General features: G+C 67.2%; 11 protein-coding genes. 5 read left to right on the plus strand and 6 right to left on the minus strand.

The genetic code is table 11. From position 1 onward, the window contains the following. Positions 1–90 precede the first annotated feature (90 nt). Together ACX9OT_RS21525 and ACX9OT_RS21530 are read right to left on the minus strand one after the other, a co-directional pair. On the minus strand, positions 91–2,199 hold the full coding sequence (locus ACX9OT_RS21525) for a phosphocholine-specific phospholipase C (RefSeq protein ID WP_459003618.1): 2,109 nt from the start codon (positions 2,197–2,199) through the stop codon (positions 91–93). Between the two features lie 8 nt (positions 2,200–2,207). Continuing rightward, a complete protein-coding gene (locus ACX9OT_RS21530) occupies positions 2,208–4,586 on the minus strand; it encodes a TonB-dependent receptor domain-containing protein (RefSeq protein ID WP_071229257.1) in 2,379 nt (792 codons plus the stop codon). A 151-nt stretch (positions 4,587–4,737) separates the two neighbouring features. Between ACX9OT_RS21530 and ACX9OT_RS21535 the strand changes: the two genes are divergently transcribed. Then, positions 4,738–6,267: an OmpA family protein gene (locus ACX9OT_RS21535; RefSeq protein WP_459003621.1), complete on the plus strand. Its 1,530-nt coding sequence runs from the start codon at positions 4,738–4,740 to the stop codon at positions 6,265–6,267. 12 nt (positions 6,268–6,279) lie between these two features. On the opposite strand, the gene ACX9OT_RS21540 is transcribed toward ACX9OT_RS21535, so the two are convergent. Continuing rightward, positions 6,280–7,206: a c-type cytochrome gene (locus ACX9OT_RS21540; RefSeq protein WP_459003623.1), complete on the minus strand. Its 927-nt coding sequence runs from the start codon at positions 7,204–7,206 to the stop codon at positions 6,280–6,282. Next, positions 7,203–8,549: a c-type cytochrome gene (locus ACX9OT_RS21545; protein WP_071229259.1), complete on the minus strand. Its 1,347-nt coding sequence runs from the start codon at positions 8,547–8,549 to the stop codon at positions 7,203–7,205. The genes ACX9OT_RS21540 and ACX9OT_RS21545 overlap by 4 nt, the downstream gene beginning before the upstream one ends. A gap of 185 nt (positions 8,550–8,734) precedes the next feature. Between ACX9OT_RS21545 and ACX9OT_RS21550 the strand changes: the two genes are divergently transcribed. Continuing rightward, entirely contained in the window at positions 8,735–9,853 is a 1,119-nt protein-coding gene (locus tag ACX9OT_RS21550) for an alpha/beta fold hydrolase (protein WP_459003626.1), read from the plus strand. Between the two features lie 82 nt (positions 9,854–9,935). Here ACX9OT_RS21550 and ACX9OT_RS21555 read toward each other — a convergent pair whose 3' ends face one another. Beyond that, on the minus strand, positions 9,936–11,075 hold the full coding sequence (locus ACX9OT_RS21555) for an MFS transporter (protein WP_459003628.1): 1,140 nt from the start codon (positions 11,073–11,075) through the stop codon (positions 9,936–9,938). Between the two features lie 184 nt (positions 11,076–11,259). On the opposite strand from ACX9OT_RS21555, the gene ACX9OT_RS21560 reads away from it, so the two are divergent. Then, positions 11,260–11,955, plus strand: a complete 696-nt coding sequence (locus ACX9OT_RS21560; RefSeq protein ID WP_107432339.1) for an alpha/beta hydrolase — start codon at positions 11,260–11,262, stop codon at positions 11,953–11,955. Between the two features lie 147 nt (positions 11,956–12,102). After that, positions 12,103–14,304, plus strand: a complete 2,202-nt coding sequence (locus ACX9OT_RS21565; protein ID WP_459003630.1) for a TonB-dependent siderophore receptor — start codon at positions 12,103–12,105, stop codon at positions 14,302–14,304. Positions 14,305–14,360: 56 nt separating this feature from the next. Here the strand turns inward: ACX9OT_RS21565 and ACX9OT_RS21570 are convergent, their stop codons facing one another. Further along, entirely contained in the window at positions 14,361–15,062 is a 702-nt protein-coding gene (locus ACX9OT_RS21570; protein WP_049445628.1) for a pirin family protein, read from the minus strand. 140 nt (positions 15,063–15,202) lie between these two features. Here ACX9OT_RS21570 and ACX9OT_RS21575 point away from each other — a divergent pair, with 140 nt between their 5' ends. Then, positions 15,203–16,123: a LysR family transcriptional regulator gene (locus tag ACX9OT_RS21575; RefSeq protein ID WP_049445626.1), complete on the plus strand. Its 921-nt coding sequence runs from the start codon at positions 15,203–15,205 to the stop codon at positions 16,121–16,123. Positions 16,124–16,301 lie beyond the last annotated feature (178 nt).

Consider the following 16,301-nt stretch of genomic DNA (forward strand, 5'->3'; position numbering starts at 1 on the left):
TCGATCCGGCCATGCTGAAGGTGGGTCAAGCCTGCTTCCAGCAGGCTTGACCACGAACATAGGATCTCGACTCTACAAGGGCGGAGCGGCTCAATCGTGCTCGAAGCGCAGTGGTTCGCTGCCCATCGCCGGGTCACTGGTGCCAGGACGCCCATCCTCGGCACGGCCCGCCAGGCGCAGCACACTCTCACCGGCGTTGACCTGCAGGTCGTACCAGCCCGCGGTAGGCGCTGCATCCCACGCCAATGCGGTCTCCGCATGCGCCGGCAGCGCAAGCGTCTGTTCCGGCATGTGCCCGGCATAGGCACCGGCATGCACGCGCAGCTGCTGTGCGGTATCGCTGAGATTGCGCAGGTGCAGCCGCAGCTGGCCGTCGGCGCGCTCGACCGACGCCTGCACGACGGGCCCTTTGGCAGCACCCTGGAGGTGACGGTGGAAGCCGTTCGGGCCAAGCAGCCACAGGTCGTAACGCCCCTGTGCATCCAGCGCCCAGCGTTCGCGCAGTGGCGTGCCCGGTATCAGTGTATAGCGGCGTGGCACTGCACCCAGCCGCAGCCGATCGTAGACATGCAGGACCGCTGCCGCACCTTCGCAGGACAACACCAGTTCCACGCCCGATGTGTCGATCGCGGCAATCGATGCCTGCGGCCGATAGGGCAGGGCACGCGCCGGACGTACGCCACGTTCCTGTTGCGCCGGTTCCAGCCCCTCCGGCAACGCTGGCACGGTGCGTCCTGGCAGGGCGGCGGCACGTGCGGCCGCCGCGCTCACGTCGGGCAGGCCGCGTACGAACGGACGGGTATCGCGCTGGGCGAAGTCGAAGGCGTTGCTCAGGTCTCCGCAGACCGCACGGCGCCAGGGTGAGATATCCGGTGCGGCCACGCCGAAGCGGCGTTCGATCAGCCGTATGACCGAGGTGTGGTCGTACACCTGCGAATCGACCCAGCCACCGCGGCTCCAGGGCGAGATCACGTACAGCGGCACGCGCGGACCCAGCCCATAGGGGCGGCCGCGCAGCTCGGCGGCGTCGTACTTCTCGTCGCCCGGTGCCGGATGGCGGTGGTACTCGCCTTCGGTACTGACCGAAGACATACCCGCCCAGCCACCGTTTATCGGTGAAGGCGGTGCCGGTGGCGGCATGTGGTCGAAGAAGCCGTCGTTCTCGTCGAACATCAGCAGCAGGGCGGTGCGGCTCCACACTTCTGGATCGGCGGTCAGTGCATCCAGCACGCGAGCGGTATAGGCCGCGCCCTGGGCCGGGCTGGAGGGGCCGGGATGCTCGCTGCCGGCCGCGTCGGCGATGATGAAGCTGACCTGCGGCAGGCGTCCATCGACCACATCCTGGTGCAGCTGCGCCAGGCCACGGGTGCTGACGCCGCGTGCGCGCAGCTGCGGGTCATGCCCCGGCGCAGCGCGGTAGGCCTGGCGGAACGCCTCGAAGCCGGCCAGCGGGTTGTCGGTGAAGTTGTCGGCCATGTCCTGGTAGATCTGCCAGGAGACGCCCGCCTTCTGCAGGCGTTCGACATAGCTGGTCCAGCGATACGACGCCGGATGCCCGCCGTGCTCGGGGAAGTTGTCGTGCGAGTTGGCGATCACCGGACCGCCAGCACGCGCGTGTGCATCATTGTGACCGGTCCACAGGAACACCCGGTTCGGGTTGGTTCCGGCCTGCATCGCGCAGTGGTAGGCGTCGCAGATGGTGAAGGCATCGGCCAGCGCGAACTGGAAGGGCAGGTCGCTGCGCTGGAAATAGCCCATCGAATGGTTCTGCTTGGCCTTCGGCCATTGCCCCATGCGGCCGTGGTCCCAGGCGCGCTGTGCATCGGGCCAGGTATGCGGCGTGCCTTCCACCCGCATGTAGCCGAAGTGCGCGGCGGTATCCAGCGGGAACGGTGCGATCGCGCGCGTGCCGCTGGCATCGGGTTGCAGCCACAGGCTGCGCGTGCGGCCGCCGGTCTGCAGTGCCGGCGCGGGAGCCACGAAGCGATCGCCGAACCCCCGTACGCCCGGCAGCGTACCGAAGTAGTGGTCGAACGAGCGGTTCTCCTGCATGAACACCACGATGTGCTGCAGGTCTTCGAGGCTACGCGTCTGCGCGGCGGGGGCGATCGCTGCGGCCCGGGCGATGCTGGGCAGCAGCGGGGAAAGGCCGGCGGCAACGCCGGCCTGCAACAACCGGCGTCGGCCGATATCAGTCACGGGCTCACTCACAGGTCCACACGGAAGGAGATGCCGACAGTGCGCGGGGCGCCGATGAAGGCGTTGTCGCGGCCGTCCACCCCTGCAAGATACCGCTTGTCGGTGAGGTTGCTCACCACCAGGTTGGCACCCATGCCCTTCAGGCGCGGCGACAGGCCCTGCAGGTCGAAGCCGATATTGGCGTTGAACACGGTGGCCGAGGGCAGCTTGTTGACGTTGGCGGCGTCGAGGTAGCGGGTGCCCAGGTAGCGACCGGACAGGCCGAAGTTCCAGTTTTCGCCCTGCCAGTCGGCCGACAGCACCAGGGTCTGCTCGGGCTGGCCGATCACCTTGGCGCCGTCGACGATGCCCAGCTGGGTATCACGTGCGGCATCGCCACTGCCCAGGTACTTGGAGCGGTTGTAGGTATAGGCGGCGTTGAGGCGCCAGCCATTGTCCCAGCCGTAGCCGAACGCCGCCTCCAGGCCGTTGCTTTCCACGCCACCGAAGTTCTCGTAGACACCGTCGGTCTCGCCCAGGTAGTCGATGCCGCTGACAAAGCCAGCCGGCAGGTAGACGATGCGATTGTCGAACTTGATGTTGTACAGGGTGACCGACGCGGTCAGCGGCCAGCGGCTGATGCGCATGCCGACTTCGATGTTGTCGGCGGTCTCCGGCTCGACGTTGCGGAAGCGCTGCGGGTCGGTCTCGCCGAGCACGCCGGAGGGAATGGCGGCGAAGTTCTGCGAGAAGCCAGCGAACAGCTCCATGCCTTCCACACCGGGTGCCCAGGTGAAGCCGGTGGACAGCAGCGGATCGGACCTGGAATCGGATTTGACGTGCTCGCTGGCACCGATCACGCGGCGGCGCGACTGGTCGACGAAGAACTGCTTCACGCCCAGGCGGGCACTGAACGGCCCGAAGCGGGCCACGTCCTCGACGTAGTACATCTGCTCGTCAACCTTGTACTTGTCCTCGAACTGCACCCAGTACGGCTGATGGTCGAAGGCGATGTCCTGGCCGACGTTGAGCAGGCGGTGCCAGTCACGGCGTGCCGAACGGTCTAGCTTCTCCACCCACAGGCCGCCACGGATGGTGTTGTCGATCGCACCGAAGGTCTGCCGCCATTCGACGTCGGCGGTCACGCCCATGCGGTCGTTGTCGTAGTGGGTGTGGCGGTAGGACTGCGCGCCCAGCACGTTGCCCGCGTAGCAGTTCGGATCGTACTCGGCGGTGAAGCCCAGGCGCGGGGTGCAGCTGGCCAGGCGCTGCGCGGCGCTGCCATCGGGATTGACGAAGAAAATCTGGCCGCGGTTACTGCCGCCGTACACGGTCTTTCCACCGATGTACTCCGACTCCGGGCGACCGGCACCATCATCGCTGACCTGCGCCAGGTAGGGGGGCAGCCAGTCGCCACGACCTTCCATGCGGTGCCCGTAAGCCGCCACCGAGGCCTTGAAGCCGTTGCCGCCGTCGAAGGTCGCGCGCAGGTAGCCGAAGGTGTTCTCGCGCAGCGCACGCGAGCCGGAACGGTAGTTCTGGTCCAGGTACGGAATGCCGGTGAGGGTGCCGACCAGGTTGTCGCGGTCCGGATTGGTGGCGAAGCCCTTCGGCGAGACGCTGGTGTACTCCGGCTCGTCGGCATCGTTGTAGGACAGGTAGCCGGTCAGCGTCCAGCGATCCAGCTCGGTGATGAACTTGCCGGCGATGTGGTCATTGCTGGTCTTGCCGCTGCCATCGATCCAGTCGTGCACACGTGCGGAAGAAGCGCTGACCCAGGCGCGGGTATGGCCGCCGAGCAGGCCGGTGTCGTAGCGCACGTAGTACTTGCGCGCTTCGTTGTCACCGGCACCGACCACGAAGCGCAGGCGGCTGTCCTGCAGTGGGTCGCTGGTGAGGAAGTTGAGCGTGCCACCCAGCGCCTCGTTCGAGCGCGAGGAGATGTCGGCAGTGCCCTGGCTGACTTCCACTGTTTCCAGGTCCAGGGTATCGATGTAGCGGTTGGCCAGCGAACCGCCGCCGTAGCCCGAGCCGCCATTGGGCAGGCCGTCGATGGTGGTGCCGATCTGCTGGGTGTCACGGTTGGTCACGAAGCCGCGCATGCTGATCTGCGTGCCCCACACCGACGAACCGGTGGCATCGGCCTCGCTGACCACCACGCCGGGCACTTCGTTGAGCGTGTCGTTGACGCTGCTCATCACGGTCTGCCGGTTCAGTGTTTCCGCGCGCACCGAAGTCTTCGCGTAACTGGTGGCCTGACCAATCACCTGTACCTGGTCGAGGGTACGCGCATCGCTGCTGCGCGCTTCGCCCGTATCGCCCTGCGGTGCTTCTGCGAGGGCGTCCAGGGCGGGGGCGATCAGCAGGGCCAGCAGCGAGACACGGGGAAAACGCGCAATCGTTCGCATCGAAACCGGACCTTCAGAGGGAGGAAAACCCCGGAGTGTCGGCAGCGCCAATGACATCGGGATGACGTGGCAGCGCAGGAACGATGGCACTGTGGGGGCGGTCACGGCCTTCGGGTATGCTCGGCGCTTCAATGGACCTGAGGTGGTGGCGATGCAGAAGCGATCGAAGATCTGGCTGGGAGGTGCAGCCCTGGTGCTGCTGGCAGGGTGCAACCGGACGCCCTCGGATGGAGAGGTGGCACCGCCTGCGCCAGCCACGGCGGACGAGGCCGCAGCACCGGCCGCCGCCCCAGCGGGTTCAACGGCCGCCGCCGACGGCACCGCACTCACCGACCGCGATGGCAAGCCGGTGCCGCTGGTGCCTTTCGACACCAGCAGCGTGCCGCTGAGCGACACCGCGCTGGGTGAGCTGCCGTTCTTCAGCCTGCCGCAGGGCTACGCGCCGCAGAACGCCCCGCACCCGCGCGCCTGGGCGCGCTTCCCGTTCCGGATGGGCGAGGGTGTGCATTGGGTGGAAGGTCCGAGCTGGTCGGCACGCATCGTGACCGACAGTGGGGTGGCCCCCGACAAGGCGTTCTCCGCGCTGGAAGTGCAGCGCAACTTCGACGGCGTGATCACCGCCGCTGGCGGCCGCAAGGTCTTTGAAGGCACGCTGCTGCGCGACATCTACTATGGCCCGCAACTGGAAGGCGAGATCGGGGGTGGCTTCATCGATGCGGTGAACGGTGAACAGGACGCACCCACCACCGTCTACGTGCTGCGCCAGGCCAACCGCACCGTGTGGGTGCAGCTGGCGGTGGACAGCAACGGCGCCGGTCTGGTGGTCGTGGATGACGTTCCGTTCAAGGCCACCGCGCAGTGGTCGGACAGTTTCCCGCACCTGTCCCTGCCGGCCGGCTATCGTGAGCGCAACACGCCCGAGCAGCGTGATTTCGATGCCTTCCCGTTCTGGACCGGAGATCACTTCGAACCGGTCGAGGGCCGCACCTTCGCTGCCGATTTCGACAAGGGCGAGCGCGAATACTCGATGCATGAAGTACGCCGCAACCTTGAGGCGATGATGGCCCAGGTCAACGGCACCAAGGTGTTCGAGGGGCGCATCCCGCACGAGGCGGCCGAGGGCGTGTCGAAGCAGGTGCAGTCGTCCTACGGCAACGCGGCCAGCTACAGCTGGGACAACTACGACACCGTTGTCTATCGCGTCGATCTGGCTGACGGCCGCCAGGTGTGGGTACATGCTCGCCTCGAATACCTCAGCGCAGGCTGGGTCGTGGTCGAGCGCAAGGGTTTCACCCAGACCGCGGCGCTGCTGCCGGCCGATGCGTTGAAGAAGAAGCTGGACAGCGACGGCCGCGTGGCGATCCAGGTCAACTTCGCCACCGACAAGGCGCAGATCCTGCCGACGTCCGAACCGCAACTGGCGCAGGTGCTGGACCTGTTGCGTGCCGACCCGTCGCTGAAACTGTCGATTGAAGGCCACACCGACAACAGTGGCGCGGCCGCGCACAACCGCAGCTTGTCCGAGGATCGTGCGCGGTCGGTGGTGGCGGCGTTGACCGCCAAGGGCATCGCCGCCGACCGCCTGCAGGCGGCCGGCTTCGGCGCCGACAGGCCGGTAGCCGACAATGGCAGCGAGCAAGGCAAAGCGCGAAATCGCCGGGTCGAGCTGGTCAAGCGCTGAACCACGCCCTCCTCAGTACCGCGCGTCCTTGGGTTTCGGGTCGCGCGGCCAGTCCTTGCTCTTGTTGGCGAAGTCCGGCCGCGGCTGGTTGATGAAGTAGCTGGCGATGTCCACCGCATCCTGGTCGGGCATCACCTGCTGGCCCAGTGGTGGCTCGCGGGTCACCGCCGGCGGCATGTTGTGCTTGACGAAACCGGCCGCCTTGTACAGGCGCGCCATGCCGGCGCCGATGTTGAAGCTGTGGTCGCCCCACAGCGGCGGGAAGGCGATATCACCGCTGGCGTCGCGCCGGCCTTCGCCGTTGTCGCCATGGCAGGCGGCACACTGCACGGCGTACAGCGCCTGGCCACGGATCGGGTCCGGGGTCAGCGTGCTGTCGATGGGGCCCTCGCTGGGGGCGGCCACCTTTGCACCGTCTGGCACGGGACTGCTCAGCCACGCCATGTAATCGAGCATGGCGCGCATCTGCGGTGAGTCCTTCGGTAGCGGCTTGCCGTTCATTGAGCGCTGCAGGCAGCCATTGATGCGCTCGGTCAGCCCGATCACCTTGCCCGGGCGCGGCATGTAACGCGGATAGGCGCCGCCGCCGGTGTTGAAATAGTGGTTGCCGAACGGTCGCTTGCCCTCGGCCATGTGGCACGAATTGCAGTTCAGATCGTTGCCGACGTTGTCCGGCAGCAGCCGTGCGGTCTCGTTGAGGAGGCGGCGGCCAAGCATCACCGATTCGGCATTGCCGAGCCCGGCGATCTCCTCGGCGCTGGGTGCGTGGTAGTGGCCGACCACCTTGCCCTGCGCATCGAGGACATCGATCGTGCTGGCTACGGCAGCATCCAGGTCCGGGTACAGATGGCGATAGGCGAGGGTGCGGGCGCCGGCCAGCAGCACGAGGGTGACCACGCTGCCGACCAGCAGGCGGGAGCGTTTGCGCGAACGTTTCATCGTGCGGCCTCCTGCGGAACGTAGTGCACCGGCTTGTCACGCACCACCCGGCGCATGCGCGCCACGTCGACCTCGCTCACCGCGCTGGCCTGGTTGCCCCAGCTGCTGCGGATGAAGGTCAGGATCTGTGCCAGCTGTGCATTCGGCAGCTGCTCGAAACCGGGCATGGTGAAGGCCATGCGGTCGTGCGGGGTATGCGGCGTGCGGCCGCCGATCAGGGTTACCTGTACCAGCGAGCTGGGATCATCGGCGAACACGATCGAGTTGCCGGCCAGCGCCGGGTAGACCCGTGGCATGCCGCGGCCGTCGGCGCGATGGCAGGCCTGGCAATGCTCGGCATAGGCCAGCGAGCCGGCCACGCGATAGTCGCCACTGCGTAGTGCGGCGGTGGTGGTGTCGGTACCCGGCGACCACTGCGCACTGCGGCCCTCGCGCGCCGGCAGCTGTTTCAGGTAGCGGGCCATCGCCAGCAGGTCGGCGTCGGACAGGTACTGCGTGCTGTGCTCGACCACGTCGGCCATGCCGCCGAAGGCCGCGGAGCGATCGGTGCGTCCGGTGCGCAGGAAGTCGACGATCTCGCCCTCGTTCCAGCTGGCCAGACCGGTTGATTCATTGCGCAGGTTCTTCGCATACCAGCCTTCCAGCACCGAGCCGGACAGGAACTGGCGGCTGCCATCATCGGCCATCGCCTTTTCCTGGAACGCCAGGCCGCGTGGCGTGTGGCAGGCGCCGCAGTGGGCCAGGCCTTCCACCAGTTCGGCGCCGCGCTGCTGGCTGGCATCCAGCGACGGATCCGGGTTGAACGTACGCGGGCGTGCGAACAGCAGCTGCCACCAGGCCAGTGGCCAGCGCATGTTGGCCGGCCAAGGGATCGTGCTGTCGGCGTTGCCCTGCTTCACCGGCTGCACCGAGCCCATGAAGTAGGCGTACAGCGCCTTGATCTCGGCATCGCTGGCGATCACGTATGAGGCATACGGCATTGCCGGATACAACGGCTGCCCATCGTGACGGATGCCGCGACGGACCGCGCGCTCGAAGTCGGCGTAGTCGTAGGCGCCAATGCCGGTGTCCGGATCGGGCGTGATGTTGGTCGAGTAGATCGTGCCCATCGGCGTCTGCATACCGAGGCCACCGGCGAACGGCTTGCCGCCCGGCGCAGTGTGGCAGGCGGCGCAGTCGGCGGCGCGCGACAGGTACTGTCCCTGCGCGATCAGCGTCGGATCGTGGATGTCGACCTGCGCCGTCTGTCGCGGTGCGAACCAGTAGGGCGTGGTGCGGGCGATGCCGTAGGCGGCGGCCAACGTGGCGGCCAGGGCAATGGCGAGCTTGAGCGAGGTGCGCATGGCGGCACTGTGGGCAATCCCGCGCGCGCGTTCATTGATCCGGATCAATGACTGAACGGATACAGCTTGTACACCAAGCTGAATCGTTCCTGCGTTGTCATCAAGCCGTCATCCGCGCGCGATAGATGACCGGTCTATCGGGGCGTTAACGTCCCAGCCTGTCTGATTCACCCCAATGACGTGATATGAAGCGCCTGCTGCTGCTGTTGCTGGCGTGCGCCGGCCTGTGGCTGGCTGCATGCTCCTCCTCGATCAATGCCTCGTCCACCTCGCTCGCCGACAGGCTGATCGCGCCAGGTGGCGTATCGACCCTGCTCGATCGCCCGCGTATTGCCGCGGCCATCGCCGAACTGCCCAACCGCCATGGCTTCGCGCCGGGCCGCGATGGCGTGCCGATCTTCTGGCGTGTGTTCGATCCCGGCGACTACGGCGCGCGTTATCACTACCTGCCGCAGCGCCACGAGAACGGCCTGCCGCTGGATACCGGCCTGAGCCTGGCAGTACCGCAACCGTTCCGCGCGCAGGCCCCGCGCGGCACCGTGGTGCTGCTGCACGGCTGGATGATGAACGGTGATTCGATGCTGCCGTGGTCGCTGCAGCTGGCCGAATCCGGCTATCGCGTGATCACGCTGGACCTGCGCAACCATGGGCAGTCCGGTGCAGGTCCGTCCGGATACGGCACCTATGAATCCGACGATGTGGTGGATGTAATCGGCGAGCTGCGTGCACGTGGTGAAGTAACCGGCCCGCTGTACCTGTTCGGCGTGTCCTATGGCGCCGCCACAGCGGTGTTCACCGCCGACAAGCTGGGCGACCAGGTGGAAGGCGTGGTGGCGATGGAATCGTTCGCCAATGCCGGTGTGGCGATCCGCACGATGATTCCACACCTGATGGGACTGCAGCCGGAAGGCCTGAAGGCGCAGGCGATGGCGTCGTACGCGCGCTGGCGCTACGGCGGCCAGGACATCAACCAGGTGATCGCCGCCGCCAGCCGCCGTATCGACGTTGATCTGGACCGCGTGGATGTAGCGCGCGCGCTGGCCGATACCCGCGCCTGCGTACTGCTGCTGCACGGGCAGGGCGACCAGCACATTCCGGTCAGCCAGGGCCGCGAACTGGCCCAGGCCAACCCGCGCGCACACTACATCGAGATGCGCGGCGAGGACCACATCACCCTGCCGCTGCGGCTGGACCTGCTGGCCGGAGTGGTCGATGACTGGATGGCGCGCGACCAGCACCACCCGCAGAGCACGTGCCCGGCGCCCCAGCTGCCGGCCCAGGCCGAGTGGCTGACACGCAGCTGAGAAAAGGGGACGGAGGGGATTAAGTCGTTTCCCGCACAGCTGGGCCAGAAACGACTTAATCCCCTCCGTCCCCTTTTTTCTGTCAGGCCACCCGTCTTGCCAGCGAGCGCGCAGACGCCGCGACGCCCAGCAGCAGCGCGGCCACGCACAGGAAGGCGAAGCCGAGGCTGGTAGCGTGTGCGAGTGCGCCGATCGCTGCCGGTCCGGCGAGGATGCCGGCGTAGCCCAGCGTGGTGACCGCAGTGATGGCGATGCTCTCCGGCATCACCCGCTGTTGGCCGGCCATCGAGAACAGCGCCGGCACGATGTTGGCGCAGCCCAGCCCGACCAGTACGTAGCCGGCCAGCGCCACCGGGAACGATGGCACCAGCGTCGCCAGGGTGAAACCCGCAGCAGCGGTGATGCCGCCGAAGATCAGGGTGCGGGTCCGGCCGAGGCGCTCGACGATGCCGTCGCCGAACAGGCGCATCGCGGTCATCGCCAGGGTGAACAGTGCAAAGCCGGCACCGGCCTGGTCACGTGGCACCTGCCGCACTTCGGCGAGGAACACCGCGCTCCAGTCCAGCATCGAGCCCTCGGCGAGGAACACCACGAAGGCCAGCACGCCGATGAACAGCACCACGCCATGCGGCAGTGCCAGCAGGGGGCCTTCATGCAGGATCCGTTGTGGGCGCCAGTGCGGTGCCGACAGCACTGCCACCAGCAGCAGTGCGGCCACCGAAACCAACGCGGCCAGCCACAGCGGCGTACCCAGGATCAGCAGGCCGGTCATGCAGCCGGCGCCGACGAAGCCACCGATGCTGTAGAAGGCGTGGAAGCCGGACATCATCGCGCGCCCGGCGTCGCGCTCGACCGCGACCGCCTGCATGTTCATCGCACAATCCAGCGCACCGACGCCGGCGCCGAACACGAACAGGGCCGCGCCCAGCGCTACCGGAGAGGGCGCCAGCACCAGCAAGGGCAGGGCGCACAGCATCATCGCGCAGGTGATCACCATCACCCGGCGGCATCCCAGCCGTCCGGTCAGCGCACCTGCCAGTGGCATCGCCAGCAGTGAGCCGAGCCCGAGGCACAGCAGCACGGCGCCGAGGCTGGCGTCGGACAGCCCGGCCTTGGCCTTGGCGTAGGGCACCATCGGCGCCCATGCGGCGGTGGCGAATCCAGGGATGAAGAAGGCGGCACGGGTGGCGTGCTGTTGGGCACGTGGGGATGAAGGCGTCATGCGCGATACGAAGCTCCAAGGATCCTCCATGAAAACGTTTGCAAGCGGGATCGGCAAGTGCCATGCATGACATCCAGCGACGCATACGATTGCAGTGACCCGAATGCGTCACCGCTGATTAACGCCCTGCGCGGACAGTGGCGACACGGTCGGCATTCCGCCGGCCGCTGCCGGAGATCCGTACATGAGCACGACACCGACCATCCTCCTCGTCCATGGTTTCTGGGGCGGGGCCGCACACTGGGCCAAAGTGATCCTGGAGCTGCATCGCAACGGCCATGACCGCGTGCAGGCGGTGGAACTGCCACTCACCTCGCTGGCCGACGATGCCGGCCGCACCCGGAAAATGATCCGGCAGATCGACGGGCCGGTGCTGCTGGTCGGCCACTCCTATGGCGGCGCGGTGATCAGCCAGGCCGGCAACGAGGACAACGTGAAGGGCCTGGTCTACATCGCCGCTTTCGCGCCTGATGCCGGCGAGAGCCCCGGTGGCATCACCCAGCAGCACCTGCCGGAGGCGGCGCCGAACCTTGCGCCGGACAGCGATGGCTACCTGTGGCTGCGTGCGGACAAGTTCCATGAGAGCTTCTGCCAGGATCTGAGCGAAGACGAGGGCCGGGTGATGGCGGTGACCCAGAAGGCGCCGCTGGCCAGCACTTTCGGTGATGCGGTGAGCGACCCGGCGTGGAAGCACAAGCCGAGCTGGTACCAGCTGTCCCGCCATGATCGGATGATCGCGCCGGAGAACCAGAGGGCAATGGCCACGCGCATGCAGTCCAAGCGACTGCTGGAGCTGGATGCCAGCCATGCCTCGCTGGCCTCGCAGCCGAAGGACGTGACCGCACTGATCCTGGAGGCCTGCGCCGCCATCGGCGGCTGAGCCTGCGGCAGCCCGCCGCACCACAGCACACCGCACGACAGCCGGGGCGCAGGGGAGTACACTCCTGCGCCTGCGGCCATCCGGCCTCATCCCCATCCCGCCTCCAGCCGCCGCCAGAGGATCCCACCCGATCGTGGAGGTCCCGTCGTGTCGTCTGTGCCTGTCCGTTTTCCGCTCCCGTTTCCACGTCGCCTGCCGCTGCCGCAGGCGCTTGTCCAGGGCCTGCTGATCACCGCACTGGCCAGCAGCGGCATCGCAGCCGCGCAGTCCGCCGCCGGGCCAGACAAGGCCGCCGAGGCCCCGGCGTCGCAGACCCTGCAGACCGTGCAGGTCACCGCCAACCTGCTCGGCACCATCACCGAGGGCAGCGGCGCGTACACGCCGGGCACCATCGCCACCGCCACCCGCCTGGTGCTGACCCCGCGGCAGACCCCGCAGACCATCAGCGTCATTACCCGCGCTCAGATGGACGACTTTGGCCTGAACGGCATCGATGACGTGATGCGGGTGACCCCGGGCATCAGCATCGTCACCTACGACAGCGAGCGCACCGAGTACTACGCACGTGGATTTGCCGTGCAGAACTTCCAGTACGACGGCATCCCGATGTCGCGTGACTCGGCCTATTCGGCGGGCAACACGCTCAGCGATACCGCGATCTATGACCGCATCGAAGTGCTCAAGGGCGCGACCGGCCTGCTGACCGGCATGGGCGATCCGGGCGCGACCATCAACCTGGTGCGCAAGAAGCCGGGCAAGGAGTTCGCCGGCAGTGCCACGCTGGGTGTGGGCCGCTGGGATGACTATCGTGCCGAGATCGATGTTGGCGGTCCGTTGACCGCCGATGGACGTGTGCGCGGTCGCGCGGTGGGCGCCTGGCAGGACAAGCATTCCAATCTCGACTTCTACCAGCGCACCAGCAAGGTGGGCTACGCGGTGCTGGAAGCCGATCTGGGCGAGCGCACCCTGCTGACCGTGGGTGGGGATACGATGGACAGCGACCCGAAGGGCTCGACCTGGGGTGGCATCCCTCTTCTGGACAGTGCCGGCAACTTCAATGACATGCCGCGTTCGTTCAACAACGGCACCCGCTGGAGTGGCTGGCGCCAGTATGTGCGCACCGGCTTCGCCACGCTCGAGCATACCTTCGCCAACGACTGGGTGGCCAAGCTGCAGCTCAACCACCAGGTCAACGGCTATGACGCGGCACTGGCCGGTGCCGCCGCCGGCAATCCCGATCCGTTGACCGGCGAGGGCGTCAGCCTGTGGCTCGGCAAGTACGTTGGCAAGACCGTCAGCAATGCGGCCGACTTCTACCTGAGCGGTCATTTCGGCCTGTTCGGCCGCGAGCATGAGCTGGTCGTCGGTGGCAGCGCCTCGCGCAAGCGCTGGACCAACACCGGCTACGGCCCGCAGGCGGGGTTCCCGGATACCGTGCCGGACTACAGAACCTGGAATGGCGACATTCCCGAGCCGGAGTGGCAGCGCAGCTACAGCAACAACGAAGTGACGCGTGAGAACGGCCTGTACGTGGTCGGCCGCTTCGACGTGGCCGATCCGTTGAAGGTGATCGTGGGCAGTCGCCTGGCCAGCTACCGCTCGCCGGACACGCGCGAGACCGGCGTGTTCGTGCCGTATGCCGGTGTGGTCTACGACCTCGGTGAGCACTATTCGGTGTACGCCAGCTACAGCACCATCTTCAAACCGCACAGCGAACGCGACGAGCAGGGCAAGGCACTGGGTCCGCTGGAAGGTCGCAGCTACGAGATGGGCCTGAAGGCCGAGTTCCTCGATGGGCGCTTCAACGCCAGTGCGGCGCTGTTCCAGCTCGACCAGGACAACTTCGCCCAGCCCACCGGCGGCAAGACGCCGGACGGGCAGGATGCCTATCGCGCCCTGATGGGCGTGCGTACCAAGGGTTACGAGCTGGAAATGTCGGGCCAGCTGGCCGAGGGCTGGCAGGTGCAGGGTGGGTTCTCGCACAAGATCGCCCGCCAGGCCGGTGCCAAGGTGACCACACTGGAGCCGGAAAACCAGTTCAGCCTGCACACCAGCTACCGCCTGCGCGGCGACTGGAAGGGGCTGACGCTGGGCGGTGGCGCGCGCTGGCAGGATTCCACCTTCGGCGAGATCACCAACCCGGCCACGCAGGCCAAGGTGGTGCATCGCACCCAGCCTTATTGGCTGCTCGATGCGATGGCGCGCTATGAATTCAACGATCGCCTGTCGGCCACGCTCAACGTCAACAATCTGCTGGACAAGCGTTACTACACGATCTTCAGCTGGTACAGCACCTACACCTGGGGTGAGCCGCGCAATGTGCGGCTGGCGATGACGTACAGGTTCTGACGCCAGTCGCTGCACGAAAACGCCCGCGGTGCGTCATGGCATCGCGGGCGCTACGGTTACAGCGGCAGGTCGAACACCAGCACTTCGGCGTCGTTGCCGTTCTCCAGGGTCAGCTGCGCTTCGTCGCTGACCTGCAGTGCATCACCGGCTTCCAGAGTGATGCCATTGACCTGCAGCTGGCCGCGGGCGACCTGCACATAGGCGCCACGGCCGTTGCCGAGCGCGTGGTGGAGCTTCTGGCCGCCATCGAGGATGGTGGCGAAGATGCGGGCATCCTGGTGGATGCGCAGCGAACCGTCGGCACCGTCCGGCGAGGCGATCAGGCGCAGCTGGCCGCGCTTGGCTTCCGGGGCGAAGTGGGTCTCCTCGTAGGACGGCGTGATGTTCTCGGTGTCCGGGAAGATCCAGATCTGCAGGAAGTGCACGGTTTCGTCGGCGGAGTGATTGAACTCGCTGTGGCTGACACCGCTGCCGGCGCTCATGCGCTGCACGTCGCCGTAGCGCAGCACCGAGCCGGTGCCCATCGAGTCCTTGTGCTCCAGCGCGCCGCCCAGCACATAGGACACGATCTCCATGTTGCTGTGGCTGTGGGTGCCGAAGCCCTGGCCGCCGATCACCTTGTCTTCGTTGATCACCCGCAGCGGGCCGAAGCTGACGTAGCGGGGGTCGTAGTAGTTGGCGAAGGAGAAGGTATGGCGCGAGGACAGCCAGCCATGCTCGGCCAGGCCACGGGTAGCGCTCTTGCGGATCTGCAGCATGATGGAATCTCCTTGTTCGATGGTTTCGATGGGGCGGGGTGGGCTGGTAGCCTCTGTGTTTCCCCGTTGGAGAGAAGTATCCGCTTGCGCCCGGGGTTTGAAAAACGGATAGTTTTGACAGCCATCATCGAAAAATTCGAATGCTCAAGCTCAGCCTCGATGCCCTGCAGATCCTTGACGCCATCGATCGCCGCGGCTCGTTCGCTGGCGCCGGCAAGGCCCTGCACAAGGTGCCCTCGACCATTTCCTACACCGTGGCTAAGCTGGAGGAGGACCTCGGCGTCCAGCTGTTCGACCGGGTCGGCCCGCGTGCCGAGCCGACCGAGGCCGGACGCGCCCTGCTGGACGAGGGGCGGCATCTGCTGCGCGCGGCCCGCGAGCTGGAGCTGCGGGTGCGCCGGGTGGCGTCGGGTTGGGAGACCGAACTGACCCTGGCGGTGGATTCGGTGTTCCCGACCTGGCTGCTTGGGCCGGACATCGCCGCGTTTCGTGAGGCGGAGGCGCCGACCCGGCTGCGGCTGATCGGCGAGGCCCTGTCCGGCACCTGGGAGGCCCTGCTGGACCGCCGCGCCGACCTGCTGGTCGGCGCACCGGGCGAGGGCCCCAGTGGCGGTGGTTACGTGGTCGAGCCGCTTGGCACGGTGGAGTTCGTGTTCGCGGTCGCGCCGGATCATCCGTTGGCCAACGTACCGGGCGTGCTCGGTCGCGAGCAGCTGGTCGAGCACTGTGCGATCGCCGTCTCCGATTCGGCGCGGCGGCTGCTGCCGCGCACGGTCGGCCTGTTGATGGGGCAGGAGATGCTGACGGTGCCGGACATGGCCAGCAAGCTGAAGCTGCAGTGCGAAGGCGTGGGCTTCGGTTTCCTGCCCGAACCGTGTGCGCGCGCTGCGGTGGCGCGCGGCCAGCTGGTGATCCGCGAGGTGGAGGAGCACAAGCCGGAGGAAACCTTCTGGCTGGCCTGGCGCACCGGTGAGGATGGCGCCGCTCTGCGCTGGTGGCGCGAGCGCCTGCGCAGGCCGGAGCTGCTGTCGCAGTGGTGGCAGGCAATGGCCAGGGGGTAGGGGTTTGGCAGGGCTGCGCCCTGCACCCGCTACGAGCTGGAGCAACAGCAACAGCAACAGCAACAGCAGAAGCTGGTTTCCTGAGGGATGGCGGGGTGGGTCCGGTTGCGGGGGCCGCTGCAAGTCCCCCTCCGGGGCCCGGCCCAGCCGCTGGCGGCTGTGCGTTCGGGCGCTTGCG

The organism is Stenotrophomonas genospecies 3 (assembly GCF_054473855.1).